Consider the following 15,753-nt stretch of genomic DNA (forward strand, 5'->3'; position numbering starts at 1 on the left):
AATTCCGTCGCGCTTTGGATTGCTCAGACGTTTTTTTCGTTCAATCTGGCGCTGTTTTCGCTGTGGTAGAGCGTTAAATCTTACGTCCTTACTATATTCCGTCTTGCCATAAAATCACCCCTAAGAAATTAAATAGATGCTACCTTATCTAATCCTTTAAAATTTTGCTCGATTACATACTCGGCGTGTTCCTCGAGCATCTTGTTTACGACTTCTTTTAATGGTTGTTCTGAAGTGAGCGCAATCACCCACGCAACCGCAGATAATGATTCGTCACTGAACACGTCGCGATCTCTATTAAAATAGAAAGTTATTAACGGTTTATCCGCTTTTGAAATATTGCAGGATGCACACGCGATAACAAGATTTGATATATGATTTGTTCCGCCTCTACTTAACGGTGTGATATGGTCCATGTGATGCGATTTACCTGTTTCTTCTTCGGTCGCCCCACAATAGATACACTTACCGTCATGAGCATTGTAGATTGTTCTTATTTGGTCAACCGTTATCTCCATCGGTATGCCAGCCCGTGCAGCACGCTCCCTCATGTGACGAAAAGCTAGTCGCGCTTTGTCTTGGAGATTACTTTTACACGCCTTGCACCGGTTTGTACGTTCATTTTTTACACGTCGGTCAATTTCAAATTGGTCCAACGGCTTTATTTCGCAGCAAAGTCGGCATTTTTGGTTTTCAGTCACGCTAAAACACCGCCGATCACGTACCAGGCTAAAATGACGTACAAAGTTTTTTCACTTGCAAACGGCTTTACTGTCTTTTCATTTACATTTTTCATTTCGTTTCCATCCCCTTAGTCTTTTTTAATCAGATTAATATTGTTTTTTGCCAACACGTCCGCAAGCATATTTGATAACGTTGTATTTTCGTCTTTTTCTCCGAATAACTCACGCTTTAATTGATGATGGTTAGAGTCTAATTCCACATCGCAATCAGATACGTTTCGTAGAGCAAGGATTAACGACTTATAAGCCGCGAAAATTGAGTTACAGCGTTCAAATGTACGATTCATTACCATCGCATTTTCTTCGGCATCGATCAGCGTTGTTTCTGCTATAAACTCGGCCGGTCTGACGCGCTCGATTTTTTGTTTCAATAGCATTGACATTTCCCCCTTTGTTATGTTATTGTATATTGGGATAGACTTGCCATCCCTTCATAATTAACGTAGTTTTTTAGGCGTTTTATCTACTTTATCCGACAGTTTTTTCGAATTTTATTGCACGTTTTCTTTCTAACTGCAAATGTCTTTCGGAGTACTTTTCGCGAAAATATTGATCCATTTCTTCGGCCATCATTTTCTTTACTTGAACAGCGCCCGGCTTCCTTTCTTCAGCCGCTTTTACTGCCGCATCTATACGGTGTGATTTTAGCGACCTTTCCTCATTCGTACGATCCCTACGTCCATCTTCTTCATATTTTTCTAATTCTTTATTAGCTCCGATTAATTCTAGCGTTGCAGGCTCGAATAACCGTTCATGCTTTTCATAGTTTTCTTTCTCTTGTTTGTCACGAATATCTTTATAGGCAAAGACGGGCAGGTATGTTCCGTTAGCGTAGATTTTACTCGTCCGCTTGAACTCTGCGACCGCATTACTTTCGGCTTTTCTACATTTATGATCACAATACTTTTGATCTTTACGGTTTGGCACGAAGTAGTTTAAACAGAAACGATGCTCGCACGGACGATATTTCCGCCGAGTGGCTTGAAGCTCTTCGCGAGTTATCCGACCTGCTTCGCGTTCAGTTAACAACATATCGATTAGATCCGGTAAAGTAAAATCGGCCCTTACAACGTATTCATGCTCAAGCTTTCGCCATTCTTCCGCAGTTCGATTAATGATTTCTCGTTCCTGGGCTACACGTTCGATATTTTCCGCGACGTAATCAAGAATGCCCGCGAGCATATCCAATTGATCGGCCGGAGGAACCTTGCCTGTTTCTTCGAATTGTTCATCGATTGATCGGTCGATCGAGTCTGCCACACCTTTAAAATCCGTTACTGCAGCGCGTTCAAACTCCATTCTTAATGCGTATAATTCACTTGATTTCATTTTCATTGTTCTTGCGGTTTGCTGGCTCATTTACAGTTCCCCTTTTTATTGATTTTTTATATTTTCATTGACAATAGACCGATATTTTCGTATAATGTTAATTGTAGAAGTATGAATAAAAACCTTAAATTAATCGTTAAATAAAACCTTAATCGCTTCTAACGTTTCGTTGTTGCTCGCGAACACTACTGAAGGATTTATTATCACCTTCCTTTTACGGCTATCTGATTCATCCTCTACGAATTGGAAAATCGGCTTCCCATCGTAACGTATTGCCCGTAATGCTGTTTTTAATGCGCTAGCTTTCGCGTATCCCAATTTATCCGCGAGTTCCCCTAAGCGCATAGGCTTTACATAGCCCGACACTTGTTCGTCAGGGTTATGCGATATAATGTTATATTTGAAGTTAACAAACGGAAGCACTGCGTAAATAAGGCCGAGTTGTTTAATCTGGCGACCATTATATTCACGATAAAGCTCTCGGACCGTTTTCCGGAATACCCGCGTATTTTGAAAATCGTTAACAATCGGCTTTACCTTTCCGAAGTCACCTCGATAAAAGTAACCTGGATTTACAGCGAGTTTCTCTTCGTCTTCCTCTATAATTCCGCAATCAACGATCTTCTTATAAAACTCATCGAATTTATTACGACTCATTTTCAACAATTCGAACATCCCCTTTTTCGAAATATAATGTCCGTTGTCATGACGTAAGTACCCGTACGAGCTGTCGCGATCTGGATAACTCGTATAAGTCGCTAAGAAAAGAAGTCGCGCCATATCTGATTGCGTTAGTTCCGGAATACGTTCAAGCATCGTTTTACTTTGTTCAAAGAATACGTTAACGAATCCGCCGTGTTCCGCTTGGTGAACGTCAAGCTCCGTAATACCTTTTAGAGCGCGTTTCTGATTTTCGGTGTAAATCGGAGCCGGTTCGTAGTGTGACGCAACCTCTCCCGTTTCCGTATTGAAAACGACCAGGTTACTTCGTTCATTCATAATTCGTCGGTAGGCTTCGCTATTTAAGCTGCGAAGAAATTTCTTGTCTCTCTGTCGGTCCATTACATTCTCCCCTTCCAAAATAATACATCCCTTTTCGGGTGCAAAATCGGCGATTTATGTCCCTTTTCGGGTGCAATTCAAAAACCCGATTTAAGCCGAAAAACCCTGTATTATCGCCGTTTTTCTCCCGTTTTCTCCGTTTTTCATAAAGTCTATCCCTATTAATAACTCTATCTATTAATACCGTGAATGCCGAAATAAACAACTAAACTAATACCTAGCGCCCCTCCGTTCCTTACAGTCACTACGGGCCGCACCATTCTTCATTTAAACCTTTGCGCAATAAGATAATAGGTATTTATATCCGCGTTACGAAGCCACGGTTTTTGTGGCGAAGTGACGCTATGTTTTAAAGAACAAGACCTAGCAACTCCTTAAGTCGTTGCGGATATTATTTATAAAAACATTTTCATAACCTAAAAACCTTTCACGCGAATAATATAGATGATGCATGAAGGGGCGGTCTTCCCCGAATGCGGGACGTAGTCCCATTAATGACGTATGCTCGTATTATCAGACGACAACAAAGACACATATCGTTCATAGCAACGATTAAACGCGTTGTTATCACCCGTTAATATAGACTCAAGCATCGATTGCACGTCGGAAAACTCTCTGCCGGCTTCTCGTTCGATATCCCTATAAAAATGCCGCAAGTAACCGTATTTCGTGGCCGGTTTAATATTGCGAAGTAAATTCTCATAGCAGCGAAGCACTTTTCGTATAGCTGTTATCGCTCGCGGCTTGTTTTCGATTTCTTCAAGAAGATTGATCGCGTGCAGTCGAGCTTCGTTTAGATCGGCATTAAACTTTTCCATACGGATTACTTCGTGATGGGTAGCTTTTTGCTGCGGAAGATTCATTTTTCGGACACCTCCGCCGGTTAATAAGTAGACACTCATTTGTAATTCCTCCTTTAAATCAGGCGATGTTACCGCCTTACATATTTAACGCGGAAATTTAGGCGTTTCACTCATAAAAATATATCCATAACCCATATACGTCATTACTTCGGTCATTTGGCCGGAGATTTCTAAACTTTTTTCATTGGTAATAGACAGCGCCTTTTTCCGCATCTGCACAATTCTATTTTTAAGTTCGTGCGTCGGCTGACTTTCGTCAATTTGTGGAAGGCCCGATTCCTTCTCTTTTAATTCTTCGACTTTTTTGCGTTCGACTGCGATTGGCTCTTCGGTCGGTTCTTCTTCTGGTGCTTCGTCCGACTTCATTTGCGTATACGCTTTGTTGATTGAGTATTGACCGTCTAGTACGATTTGGAAAATGTCCGGGCGGTTACGGTAGACTGCAAGCAAGTAGTACATGGATCTCCGACTAATACCAACTTTACTAGCTAGTATTTTCGCAGCATCTTCGCTAACCTTAGTGCAAATTTGCACTGATGTTAAGTCGGTACGTTCTCCCTGTCTTTCTCTCGCTTTCTTGCGCTCTTCCTCGTAATACAGCAAAATAACTAATGCCGCTTTTACGACTTAACTCCGGAATTCCTAGCTTCGAGTTAATGATGCGAGACGGTACATCATCTTCGGAAATATCTTTGATAATAACACGAACGCTTTCGATACCAAGTTCCTTCGCTTTCCGTTTTTGTGGGAATTTAATTTTCTTCTTGACAATGACTCCACAAGGTAGTATGATATAGTCAAGAATCAAATATGATATAATTGGTGTATTGTAGGCATAAATTTGCCCTATAACTCCATCATACCACAAGTCTCCAAACTTGTTTTTCGCCTATATTTCGTGATTTAGCGCAATTAGGCCCATCTCACTAACGAATTCTACCGTATGCTCACGTACGCTATACAAACCTTTCAAACCGTTGTGGCTCTAAGGCTGAACGCGTTTTATTACGAATATTACAATTATATTACATATGAGTGCCTAAATAACGTTCTCGATCTTCCTACGGTTCTGAACACAACGCGTCGGTGGCAGCCGTTAAACGCTCCATTCAGAATCGCGCCGAGATTAATCGGGTAACTCACGTACCTTGCTTAGTGGTACACGAACTTCCGAATACGGATTTTTAGACACCTCTTAATTATATCGGCAAGTTATTGCGATTGTTTAGTGTTTCCGCAAATTTTTTACATATATCCGTACAAAGTCCGCGAATGTTTTTTTGCGGATTTTTTTGTATGTTCATGCAATGGCCTCAATTTCTTCGGCAATGTCCTTCGACATAATTTCCGTTTCTGTAGTAACCTTTGACATAATGGCGTCCAGGCCCGCAAGTGCCAGGCGCATCGACGTCCGGACTATCCTCGTCAATATCTACGTCAACGTCAGGAATATCGCCCTTTTCTTTCTCTTTGCATTGACTTACATCGAATTTCTTGCTTACCGCGATATCTTTCTTTTTGACCGTAAATTTCTGATATTTTTCGGACCCTCTAATTGAATTGTATTTAATCGTTATCGTAAATTCGTCAGAATCAACGTATTTAAACGAAATATCATCGTCGCTTGTAAGTACGGATTCCGGTTTTTTACCCTCTTTCGTTTCAACTGTTACCTTTTGCGAATCCCAATGATAGCCATTCTCGTCCGTGTCCTCCTTAAAATCAAAGGTAAGGTAGTCTGTTTTTTCTTTAGAGTACTCATAATCAAAACAGCTCTGAGAAAAGTTTCTCTTTACAGAAAGTAGTTTTGTATATGACTCTTCTTTTTTCGCGGACTTCTTTTGTTCGACTGGCTTCGCTTGCGTTTGCTCCGCATTTGCTGGCGCTTTAGTTTCCGTTTCCGTTTGCGTTTGCTCCGTTTTCGTCGGCTCTTTTGGCGCCTCCGACGATTCTTCGTTTCCACACGCAGCTGTAAGCAGTAGTCCGGCTAATGTCATCGTTAATAAAGGTATTTTCAATTTAATTTCCCCCAAAAATGTTTAAAGTTTTTTCTCTAGTTTTTTGATTCTATTTTCAAATGATGTATTGTCTTTGACTCCGAGTTCTATAGCTTTTCTGCTTATTTTGATAGCTTCCTCAATTTCACCAGTACGTTCATAAGCAATAGCTAATTCTCTAAAAGAAGAATAATTAGGATCACCATGTTGATTACCCAAGTTTTTATTATCTTCTCTTTCTTGATGAATGAATCTTGGAAAAAGGGCGCAATCTTTCTTTAGTACCTCAATCTGGTGATGATAGTATTTTGGATCTTCTTTAATTAGACGCTTATACTCACTTGCAATATGCATGTAAGAAAAATGTTTCATAACAATATCTGATTTTTGTTCTACTTCATTCAATACTGTTTTTAACTTGTTTTCTTTACTCTTTATAGTCTTTAACTTATTAATCTCATCTCTTAAACCGAAAGTATTAACAGAATCTTGACGTCTCTTTGTCATTTCTATAAAGTATTTTAGTCGTTTATCACGTTCGACACTTTGATTTTTCTTATTATTGAAAAGACCAAACATCTTAATTCCCCCTACTGATCATCTTGACTTGCTTCTTGTCGTTAACAACTGCAACTGGCGGCAATAACACGATAAGACTCCCTCCTTTATACCCAAAATATAATATACCATACTTATCCAAAAATTTGTTCGCAAGATATAATCGGAATCGATCTCATATTTGAGCCAGTGGCCGGCATCTAACACAATCTACCGTTGGCGCGGAAGGCTCCGTTTGGCGCCGGATCATCGGACATGTCCTCCTCTATCGTCTATAGTCCGAGATATGCCCACCGATTCCTTATTTTAGTTTTCACGTACTCTTCCTGCCATGCTCTCGTTTTAGCTTCAATCTCACCGAATAATTCCTGCGCCTTCGTTGCGTCTATCTCTCCGCAGCCAACAAATGCGCGTTCACTTACGGATGGAAGAATAGATAGGAAATACTTTGCGTTTACATAGACATTGCGGTTATTACCCGGGAGGCTTACGATATAGCCTCCGTTTTGTTGTTTTTCGAAAATAATGTTCATTTAGACAGCCCTCTCTATAGATATCGTTTTTGTTTCGCCCCAATAATAAATTTCGAGTAACCAGATCGCCTGCTGTATTGCTTTCGCGCCTGAGTATGACGGGCATTTATGGTAGGCTTCGTACTCCCCCGTTTGAAATTCCTTTGCAACTTCGGTTAGGTACGCTTCATAAAACGGGATTAATGCGCTAATTACGGCATCCATCAGACAGCCTCCTCTATCGTCTCCGGCAGTACCGTTCCCTCTAGTTCCGAGAAATATTTCATCGCTTCAATGAATGTCATGGTTGAGAGGCATAATAAATCGGGATCTTCCTGCGCGCGGATACTAAAGCAAAATAACTCTGTTTCCTTATCGCCTAACTCGTAACTGCCGTCAGCGTTCCGATGCATTATAAGAAGCTGTACATATTCGCAATCAGCTTTTAATACAAGGCCGTCTCCGAAATGTAAAACCTCTTCTGTTGTGCGGCAGCCTTCCGAATCAAGCTCACTCGGCCGGATGATGTAAGGTACGGTAATAACCTCCGGTTGATTCTCGTCAGAAATCCATTCAATTTTATTCATTTGCGATTCCTCCTTGTGATTCCGACTACATTTCGTTGTCGTTAAATACATATTACTCTGACTACGAAACGATGTCAATACTTTTTTGACTACTTTTAATAGTCAGCTTATAATTAGCGCAGGAGGTGACGGAAATCATGCGAGTAAAATCGAATTTGAAGGCGATATTAAATGAACGGGAGATGTCGATACGCGAATTAGAGGCGAAAAGCGGACTTAAATTTGAAACGTTGAGGCGCCTGTATAACGATGAAACTAAACAATATCAACGCGACACGATCGGTAGGATATGTGAAGTCTTGGACGTGGAGATATCGCAATTACTTATATTAGTAGAAGATGACGGAGAGTGAACCTCCGTTTTTTCTTTCTTAACAGATTGCGGAAACACCGTCATATCAACGGTCGTGGCCGGCTAAGTTCGGTAGGCTAACCGTTACACTACACGGTTCTAAGTATGGTAGGTACTGTTACGGAGGTGTTCGATAAGTGCGGTAGTTACACGGTTTAACCCCGGAGTTTTAAAAATTTTATCGCGGAATTTTTTACCCTGGGAAACGGAAAATAATTCTCGCTCTCTTGGGGGGCCAGGCGGACGGGATGAGCCGCGACCTACCCCCGCCGGTCAAAATAAAAAAGCCGACCGTCTTGGCCGACCATTTTAATCGAATATATTTGCGACTGCTTGCGCCTTCTCTTCTTCGCTTGGAGTTGAGTACCACGCAACCATATCCGCGCTACTGTGTCCCGTTAAGCTCATGATCGTTGCCATGTCTACGCCTTTATCGACGAGCGCTTTAACGTAGCTATGTCGCAACTGATGCGGATGCACGTTGTATTCGGAGAGCATCGCCTGGACTGCACGCACACTCACTCGCTTACCTAACGACGATAGGAACAATGCGGGAATGGCGTCAGCCCGTTGATCTAAGTACTGCGTGATCGCTCGTCTAGTGTCCGCAGGTATCGGCACATAACGTTCCTTGTTACCTTTAGCATGACGTACATGTAGCATGCCTTTGCGTTCGCTTACGTCTATGTCATCGCGGTCTAGCGCTACCAGCTCCGACACACGTAGGCCGCAGCCAAGCAACGTCATTATGATCGCATGGTCACGCTTGTTACGTTTGCGGTCAGTCTCCCGGATAATTCTATTACGCGTACTCTTATCGATCCATTCCGGGGCTTTACTCGTTAGCTTGGCCGGCTTAGTTACGCGAATATCAGCAACTGCGGCATCGTTACCGGACCACCGGCAATATGATCGTATTGCTGCGAGTTCTCTATTTACACCGGATGCACTGCGCTTCTCTACCGTTTCCAGGCGCTGTATGTAGAACTGTACGTCTGACCGGGCGAAGGTTGTAAGATTCGCGCCGCTTCCGTCAAGATAATCCGCAAACTGTTCGAGTGAAAGGCGATATGACTTAATCGTGTTTGGCGCCTTGCCCACTAATCCTTCCGCAATAAACTGATTAATGACCGCGTTTGTTTCCATCGTAATACCCCCGTTAAATAATTATGCGCAACTTTTTTCCGGTGTTATTCGCCGTAAATGGCGGGTATCTGCGACTGATCTTACAATTATTATACGCATAATTCTAATTATACGCAAGTATTATACGCATGTTTCAACCCTGGGATTTCGGAGGCAAGCGCACGCGGCCGGCGCAAGGCTGACAAATCGCGGAATATAGGTAAACTTCGGAAGGGAATCGGTTGACATATCGTTATCTGTGCGGAGATTCAAGCCGTTGGTCACAAGCGTATTTTCACTTGACTCGACGTCGAGTCATTCGAAAGCCTTCCGGAATTTATCGAACAAACTTACCGGCGCATTTAGGCGAGCTTTAATCGTAAACGCCGCTTTACGGAATGCTTCGTACAGATAGCCGTCCAGCTTGCGAATTTTACCGTGTTTAAGCTTTAAGACGACCGCGTGCCAAGCTTCTACGAAAGGCTCCGCATGATCTTCGAGTATAATCGCTGGATCTACGGAAGCTTTAGCGCGAAGCAATATACCGTAATACTTATAAATATCGTCTGCTTCAAAGTAGCGACTCATCGCGGAGTATATTTCGGCTGGCAGCGCATTTTTTAAGGCTTCGGACGGGATTACCGTATCTTTATATGTATTATTATTTATGTTTCTAGACGGAGCTTCTTCGGTATGACATTCCGGTGTGACATGCGCCAATATCTCGATCAAATTAGACGTCTGCCTGCGGTCGCCCGTCTGACGCATCCGTTTCGATTGACGGATGATTCCGAGCTGTTCCAGGCGATTACATACGCGAATTACTTGACGGCGTGACTTGCCGACAAGCTCTGCGATAGTTGACTTCGCAAGAAAAGACCGGCCGATTTCCTTGCAGCTATAACGCGATAATACGTCAAGGACTTCCGTCTCGGTTGCGGTTAGTTGATGATTCCGCTTGTGAGCGCGGACTGTGGCGTTTAGTTCTTCGATTGATTTCATTTCGTTCTCTCCCCGTTTAGAGAGCGCACACCCGTACATATGTTCGTTAAAAACCGCATAATGAAGAAACGTTGACTTCAACGATTTTTCGCGATAATATGTAGTTACCTAAGTAAATCTGGCGTTTGGCTGTTCCCGCAGCCGGCGCTCTTTTTTTGTTTTTTATATTTTTAGATTATTTAAAGGCGAATGTCTTTGGTATTTCTTCGCGACTTCATCGTCGGTAAAATCCAAGTATGCTTTTTGCGTTACCTCTACATTAGAATGGCCGAGTATTCGCGATAAGGTTACAAAGTCCCCGCCATTTAAGAGGTAATACTTAGCAAAGTTATTGCGCAATTGATGCGGAGTCACTTCAATACCCACAGAGTTAGTGATCTTTTTTAATCCTTTTTCAAACGCACTAACATCCTGCTTATTTCCTCTATTTGTCGGAAACAGATATGCGCTATCACTGAAGCGATCTCTATATTGCATCCATCTCCGTAAATCCGTAGACAGCTTGTCCGAAATAAACACATACCTTTGCTTCTTGTTTTTAGGATTGGTAATTAAAATCGACTTCGCTCTAAAGTCTAAATCCTCCGGCTTCAATTCCACGCATTCACCGATCCGAATGCCGGTATCTAATATCAATCGCAGAGAAATCCATATACGATAGCCGTGGAAAGTAGACGTATCTATCGCGCCAAACAATGTTTTTAGTTCTTGTGGAGAAAGAAGCCGTTTCTTTTTCCTTTGCGGCTTAATATTCGCAATCGCGCTCGCTGGGCTTTCCTTGATTTCTTTTTCGGCCTCCAAGAAATTAAAGAACACCTTTATATTGCGCAAGTAGTTCGCTATTGTCGTATCGCTGATCGGTTTCGTACGGTCGGACCGTGAATCCGGATTGTTAGACGCCTTGCTATCGTTGTTAGAAACTACGGTATATTTGCCGCGTTCCCGTAAATGTTTGATGTAATTTCGGATATGTGCTGGCTTTACCTCGCGGGGATCTTCTATCTTAAATTCATTGCGGAGGTACATCGAAAAGAGACGGAGAGTTTGATCGTAACTTTTCTTCGTCTTATCGGATAGGTTTTTTGAATCGCAGTAAATCATGAAATTATCGAACTGAAATTCGAACTCATTAAACAACAAAAACGCCCCCTTTTTCCGCGGTTACATACGGTAAAGAGGACGTAAAATATAGTCGGTAAGTTTTCGCAACATTTATCGGTGTGTTTCCGATATTTATCGGTAACTTCCGTGTGGTGTAAACCTTCACAAACGTTGATACACCGCCATTATGACGCGTTCTTCTCCAGCCGCAATTTATCAGCAACCATCGCAATGAATTCACTGTTTGTCGGTTTGGCTTTGGACATGCTGACAGTATATCCAAACAATGAGGAAATGGAATCGATGTTGCCGCGGCTCCAAGCAACCTCTATGGCGTGACGGATTGCGCGTTCTACCCTGCTTGCTGTCGTGTTGAATTTTTTTGCAATATCTGGGTATAACACTTTTGTGATGCTGCCTAAAAGTTCAATATCGTTATAGACCATGCTGATCGCTTCACGCAAATACATATACCCTTTAATATGTGCTGGTACGCCAATTTCATGAATAATGCTTGTAATGCTTGCATCAAGATTTTTCTTTTTCGGCTCCGGCTGAGGTCTGATGAAACTGCTTTGAGAAGCCGACCGGTGCATAGACGGCTGTCCGTTTCCGCTTACCTGACGAATATGCCCGACCAAATTTTCCATATCAAACGGCTTGAGAATAAAGTAAGAGGCGCCGAGTTCCACAGCCTTTTTTGTTACATCCTCTTGGCCAAAAGCTGTCAGCATAATGACGTTTGGCTGTTTATTCAGCTGGGTTGACCTTACTCTTTCAAGAACAGCAAGTCCGTCCAGATGAGGCATAATAATGTCCAGAACAAGCACATCAGGCTCTTTATCTTTAAATAAAGAAAGACAGTCCTGTCCGTTATATGCAACGCCCAGTATTTCCATATCCTCCTGGCCGTTAATGTATTCACTTAAAAGTCCTACAAGCTCACGATTGTCATCAGCTACACACACTTTAATTTTCCCCACTTTGGTTCCTCCCTGTAATGTAATTCTTCTTTATACACTTCATTCGACAAAACCAATGCATTCCCTTTAAAAAAAATTCATTTCAGCAATACTAGTGGTTTATCTTCGATATTCTCACTATTTCTTGATTATTCGACTAAAGGTGCTATTTGACAATCAGCTTAATTTCAGTTTGTCGAATTTTCTTTCTTTTCTTCTATATTACCCTACATTCATTTTAAGTAAAAGTTGATCAAGAAAAAAACTGCCGAATTTTTCCGGCAGTCAACTTGCTTTTTTTTCGCTGCTGTATATATCAATTCCAGCTTCTCTAAGCATCCATTCAATGTGGACACCGTAACCGCTTGTTGGATCGTTGACAAAAACATGGGTCACAGCACCGATAATTTTTCCATTCTGGATAATCGGGCTGCCGCTCATCCCTTGAACAATTCCGCCCGTTTTCTTTAAGAGCGCGGGATCCGTTACTTTTAGAACCATTCCCTTTGTAGCAGGGAACTTTTGAGAAGTTGTACTTACGATTTCAATATTGAATCGTTCTACCTTGTCTTTTTCAACAACCGTCAATATTTCCGCCGGTCCTTTTTTCACTTCATTCGAAAGAGCAACTGGAAGTGCTTGATCAGCGATTTGGTTTTCTAACGATTGGTTAAGCGTTCCGAATATGCCAAATGGGCTGTTTCGATTGATATCTCCAATAATTTTTTTCTCTGAAGAAAATCGTGCCAGCTTTTCTCCTGGATTTCCACCTGTTCCTTTTTCTATTGAAGTCACAGTTGATCGTACGATTTGGCCATTTTCGACGACAATCGGTTTTTTTGTATCCATGTCGGAAATGACGTGCCCTAGCGCACCGTATTTTTTCGATTTCGGTTCAAAAAAAGTCATTGTTCCTATTCCTGCTGCTGAATCACGGATATATAAGCCAATTCGATAAAGATTTTCAGATTGGTCTTTTTCTGGAATAAGCTTGGTAACCATTTTTTTATTGTCTCGTTTGATTTGCAATTGAAGAGGTTCACCGGTTTTTCCCGCTTCTTGAATGAACGGGGCAATGTCCTTCATCTTTTCTATTTTCTTTCCATTGATTTCGGTAATAATATCTCCTATATAAATCCCGGCTGTTTCACCAGGAGATTTTTTTCCGTTTATCGTATCAATTTGATGAAAGCCTACAACTAATACACCTAGAGAATGAAGCTTTACGCCAATAGACTGGCCACCGGGTACGACCCTTAAATCATTTAATACGTGTACCTTTGTTTTTTTCAACGGGAACCCTGCAAATTCGTAAATCAATTCCCCATTCCCGTTTTTTTCGCCGCTGACTTCAACTTCATTTTTCGTAAATTTTAACGAAAATGCTTCTGACGGGCTGTTTTCCGCAGGTAAAGCGGTCGAAACAGTCTGCGAGCTGTTTTCAAATATAGTTAATTGATTCGGAATTTCCATGTATTGTTTAAATGGTTTATAAAACCCCAGGCTTATCAAAGAAACAAGGAGAATTAACCCAACTGCTTTCCTGATTTTTTCTGCATCCACCTTTTCACTCTCCTCGCACCTACCACACCGTTTATTGGTGACACTAATACTTTTGCCTTCTCGGAAGGGTTTTATAACTGTCTGAAAGAGAAAAACAATGGATAAAATGATAATAAAAATAAAAAATATAGTGAATAGCTCGTGTAAGCAAAAGAAAAAGAAAAAAGCCGCAATTATGCAGCTTTTATCCTACAGTTTTTACATGATTTGCTTGATGGAGCAGCTCCTTGGCGTGCTGTTTCGTTAAGTCGGTTACTTCAACTCCCGCAATCATTCGGCCGATTTCTGCGATCTTTTCATCGTGGGAAAGCGGAGCGACCTTTGTCGTTGTTCTTCCAGCGCGTGATTTTTTGGAAATAAACAAATGGGTATCCGCCATTGCTGCAACCTGCGGTAAGTGTGTGATACACAAAACCTGAGAGCCTATGGAAACCTTTTGGATTTTTTCAGCAATCGCTTGAGCCACTCGTCCGCTTACCCCGGTATCCACCTCATCAAATATAATTGATGTGACACCCTGGTGATTGGATAGTATCCTTTTCATGGCAAGCATAATTCGAGAAAGCTCACCTCCGGATGCAACTTTTGAAAGCGATTTTAATGGCTCTCCCGTATTCGTGGATAATAGGAAACGAATGTCGTCATAGCCATACTTCGATAATTGCACAGGTACGCCATTTACCTTGGGCTGCGCTTCATCATTTGCCGATTTTAAAGTAAATTCAGTTTCAAAAACCGTTTTCTCCATATAAAGCTCTTTCAGTTCCTTATGGATTTGCTTCGCAAGCTTTTTGGCTGACTTTTTGCGAATGTCAGATACATTCTTTGCTTCAAGAACGATATCCTTGCTAAGTGATTCCAGTTCGGATTGAAGGGCGAGCAAGCGGCTGTCCCGATTTTCAATACTGTCGATTTCTTCTTCAATTTTCGCTGAATAGCTTTGAATTTCTTCGATGGTAGACCCGTATTTTCGCTTTAACTGTTTAATTTCATTCAGTCTGGCTTCGATCGTATCAAGTCGGGCCGGATCGTATTCCATTTCATCCAAAAGATTTCTCATTTGGAATGTTGATTCTTCAAGTAGATAATACGAATTTGAAATATTTTCTGATAGCGTTTTGAGTTGGTCATTGATATCTGAAATGCCTTCTAGTTGACTTGAAGCCATTCCGACCCAATCCAGTCCCCCTTGCTCATTTCTTAAAGCATGATAGGCATTTTGGACACCTTCAAAGATCTGTTCAAAATTCGAAATTTTCTCTTTTTCACCTGATAGCTGCTGGTCTTCACCAGGGGTTAAATTCGCAGATTCAATTTCGTCTAGCTGAAATTGAATAAGATCGAGGCGATGTGCCAATTCCTGTTCATTTTCTGACAGCTCGGACAATTTTTTGCGCAGCGCAGTATATTTCTCATAGCCTGACTGATATTCCTTCAGCGCTTCTTTTAATGGTTTTCCCGCAAACTCGTCAAGAACATACAAATGGTTTTCTTCTTCCATAAGCATCTGGTTGTCATGCTGTCCATGTATATCCAACAAAAGACGACCCAATTCCCTCAAGATCGAAATCGTGACAAGTTTGCCGTTAATTCGGCAGACGCTTTTTCCGCTTTGATAAATATCTCTTCGTAAAATGATCATACCATCACTCGCATCAATACCAAATTTACGGCATGCGATAAAGGCCGGATGATCTTCCTCTAAAAGAAACAACCCCTCTAGCTCAGACTTATCTTCTCCAAACCTGACAAATTCGGCGGAGCCTCTACCTCCAACCAAAAGTGAGATGGAATCGATAATAATCGATTTTCCTGCACCCGTTTCTCCTGTCAGCACAGTCAATCCTTTTTCAAAGGAGATTGTTAATTCTTCAATGATAGCAAAGTTCTTTACTGATAACTCGGCTAGCAAGCTTATCACACCTCTTCTTTAAAATTATCTGTATAAATAGGAAAGCCATGCAAAAGAGATCTATCCTTTAGTGAAGATTCACTAT

At 41.6% G+C, this 15,753-nt stretch carries 18 protein-coding genes; 1 reads left to right on the top strand and 17 read right to left on the bottom strand.

Features of this window, described 5'->3' with window-relative positions:
- Positions 1–128: 128 nt before the first annotated feature.
- The 11 genes from AM592_RS08015 to AM592_RS08070 form a co-directional block, all read right to left on the bottom strand.
- Positions 129–701 carry an HNH endonuclease gene (locus tag AM592_RS08015; RefSeq protein WP_053603307.1) on the bottom strand — a complete coding sequence of 191 codons (573 nt, stop codon included), beginning with the start codon at positions 699–701 and terminating at the stop codon, positions 129–131.
- A 110-nt stretch (positions 702–811) separates the two neighbouring features.
- On the bottom strand, positions 812–1,120 hold the full coding sequence (locus AM592_RS08020) for a hypothetical protein (RefSeq protein ID WP_053603308.1): 309 nt from the start codon (positions 1,118–1,120) through the stop codon (positions 812–814).
- A 91-nt stretch (positions 1,121–1,211) separates the two neighbouring features.
- Positions 1,212–2,102, bottom strand: coding sequence for a hypothetical protein (locus AM592_RS08025; RefSeq protein ID WP_053603309.1), 891 nt, complete (start codon positions 2,100–2,102; stop codon positions 1,212–1,214).
- 99 nt (positions 2,103–2,201) lie between these two features.
- Positions 2,202–3,134: a hypothetical protein gene (locus tag AM592_RS08030; protein ID WP_053603310.1), complete on the bottom strand. Its 933-nt coding sequence runs from the start codon at positions 3,132–3,134 to the stop codon at positions 2,202–2,204.
- Between the two features lie 491 nt (positions 3,135–3,625).
- On the bottom strand, positions 3,626–4,036 hold the full coding sequence (locus tag AM592_RS08035; protein WP_053603311.1) for a hypothetical protein: 411 nt from the start codon (positions 4,034–4,036) through the stop codon (positions 3,626–3,628).
- 45 nt (positions 4,037–4,081) lie between these two features.
- Positions 4,082–4,456 carry a hypothetical protein gene (locus AM592_RS08040; RefSeq protein ID WP_053603312.1) on the bottom strand — a complete coding sequence of 125 codons (375 nt, stop codon included), beginning with the start codon at positions 4,454–4,456 and terminating at the stop codon, positions 4,082–4,084.
- 854 nt (positions 4,457–5,310) lie between these two features.
- Positions 5,311–6,015 carry a hypothetical protein gene (locus tag AM592_RS08050; RefSeq protein WP_053603314.1) on the bottom strand — a complete coding sequence of 235 codons (705 nt, stop codon included), beginning with the start codon at positions 6,013–6,015 and terminating at the stop codon, positions 5,311–5,313.
- A 21-nt stretch (positions 6,016–6,036) separates the two neighbouring features.
- The gene (locus AM592_RS08055) at positions 6,037–6,573 is read right to left on the bottom strand and encodes a hypothetical protein (RefSeq protein ID WP_053603315.1); all 537 of its coding nucleotides are present in this window, start codon (positions 6,571–6,573) and stop codon (positions 6,037–6,039) included.
- Between the two features lie 251 nt (positions 6,574–6,824).
- A complete protein-coding gene (locus tag AM592_RS08060; protein ID WP_053603316.1) occupies positions 6,825–7,085 on the bottom strand; it encodes a hypothetical protein in 261 nt (86 codons plus the stop codon).
- The gene (locus tag AM592_RS08065) at positions 7,086–7,289 is read right to left on the bottom strand and encodes a hypothetical protein (protein ID WP_053603317.1); all 204 of its coding nucleotides are present in this window, start codon (positions 7,287–7,289) and stop codon (positions 7,086–7,088) included. It abuts the gene before it with no gap.
- A complete protein-coding gene (locus AM592_RS08070) occupies positions 7,289–7,651 on the bottom strand; it encodes a hypothetical protein (protein WP_053603318.1) in 363 nt (120 codons plus the stop codon). Before AM592_RS08070 ends, AM592_RS08065 begins: the two co-directional genes overlap by 1 nt.
- A gap of 137 nt (positions 7,652–7,788) precedes the next feature.
- On the opposite strand from AM592_RS08070, the gene AM592_RS08075 reads away from it, so the two are divergent.
- Positions 7,789–8,004, top strand: a complete 216-nt coding sequence (locus AM592_RS08075; RefSeq protein WP_053603319.1) for a helix-turn-helix domain-containing protein — start codon at positions 7,789–7,791, stop codon at positions 8,002–8,004.
- A 308-nt stretch (positions 8,005–8,312) separates the two neighbouring features.
- Here the strand turns inward: AM592_RS08075 and AM592_RS08080 are convergent, their stop codons facing one another.
- From AM592_RS08080 to recN, 6 genes are all read right to left on the bottom strand, one after another.
- Positions 8,313–9,149 (bottom strand): tyrosine-type recombinase/integrase, encoded by an 837-nt coding sequence (locus AM592_RS08080; RefSeq protein ID WP_053603320.1) that lies wholly within the window; start codon positions 9,147–9,149, stop codon positions 8,313–8,315.
- Between the two features lie 294 nt (positions 9,150–9,443).
- Positions 9,444–10,211, bottom strand: a complete 768-nt coding sequence (locus tag AM592_RS08085; protein ID WP_225970343.1) for a helix-turn-helix domain-containing protein — start codon at positions 10,209–10,211, stop codon at positions 9,444–9,446.
- An 81-nt stretch (positions 10,212–10,292) separates the two neighbouring features.
- Positions 10,293–11,267 carry a tyrosine-type recombinase/integrase gene (locus AM592_RS08090; RefSeq protein WP_376773336.1) on the bottom strand — a complete coding sequence of 325 codons (975 nt, stop codon included), beginning with the start codon at positions 11,265–11,267 and terminating at the stop codon, positions 10,293–10,295.
- Between the two features lie 149 nt (positions 11,268–11,416).
- The gene (gene spo0A, locus AM592_RS08095; RefSeq protein WP_053603322.1) at positions 11,417–12,214 is read right to left on the bottom strand and encodes a sporulation transcription factor Spo0A; all 798 of its coding nucleotides are present in this window, start codon (positions 12,212–12,214) and stop codon (positions 11,417–11,419) included.
- A 264-nt stretch (positions 12,215–12,478) separates the two neighbouring features.
- Complete coding sequence (spoIVB, locus tag AM592_RS08100) at positions 12,479–13,756, bottom strand: SpoIVB peptidase (protein ID WP_053603323.1); 1,278 nt, start codon at positions 13,754–13,756, stop codon at positions 12,479–12,481.
- Positions 13,757–13,940: 184 nt separating this feature from the next.
- A complete protein-coding gene (recN, locus tag AM592_RS08105) occupies positions 13,941–15,668 on the bottom strand; it encodes a DNA repair protein RecN (RefSeq protein WP_053603324.1) in 1,728 nt (575 codons plus the stop codon).
- Positions 15,669–15,753: the final 85 nt, after the last annotated feature.

Origin of the sequence: Bacillus gobiensis (assembly GCF_001278705.1) — a bacterium.
Lineage (GTDB): Bacteria > Bacillota > Bacilli > Bacillales > Bacillaceae > Bacillus > Bacillus gobiensis.

Bases quoted from the DNA above. Each gene is read 5' to 3' on its own strand.
- AM592_RS08020 (WP_053603308.1), bottom strand. From the start codon at position 1,120: ATGCTATTGAAACAAAAAATCGAGCGCGTCAGACCGGCCGAGTTTATA.
- AM592_RS08025 (WP_053603309.1), bottom strand. From the start codon at position 2,102: ATGAGCCAGCAAACCGCAAGAACAATGAAAATGAAATCAAGTGAATTA.
- AM592_RS08030 (WP_053603310.1), bottom strand. From the start codon at position 3,134: ATGGACCGACAGAGAGACAAGAAATTTCTTCGCAGCTTAAATAGCGAA.
- AM592_RS08035 (WP_053603311.1), bottom strand. From the start codon at position 4,036: ATGAGTGTCTACTTATTAACCGGCGGAGGTGTCCGAAAAATGAATCTT.
- AM592_RS08040 (WP_053603312.1), bottom strand. From the start codon at position 4,456: ATGTACTACTTGCTTGCAGTCTACCGTAACCGCCCGGACATTTTCCAA.
- AM592_RS08055 (WP_053603315.1), bottom strand. From the start codon at position 6,573: ATGTTTGGTCTTTTCAATAATAAGAAAAATCAAAGTGTCGAACGTGAT.
- AM592_RS08060 (WP_053603316.1), bottom strand. From the start codon at position 7,085: ATGAACATTATTTTCGAAAAACAACAAAACGGAGGCTATATCGTAAGC.
- AM592_RS08065 (WP_053603317.1), bottom strand. From the start codon at position 7,289: ATGGATGCCGTAATTAGCGCATTAATCCCGTTTTATGAAGCGTACCTA.
- AM592_RS08070 (WP_053603318.1), bottom strand. From the start codon at position 7,651: ATGAATAAAATTGAATGGATTTCTGACGAGAATCAACCGGAGGTTATT.
- AM592_RS08075 (WP_053603319.1), top strand. From the start codon at position 7,789: ATGCGAGTAAAATCGAATTTGAAGGCGATATTAAATGAACGGGAGATG.
- AM592_RS08080 (WP_053603320.1), bottom strand. From the start codon at position 9,149: ATGGAAACAAACGCGGTCATTAATCAGTTTATTGCGGAAGGATTAGTG.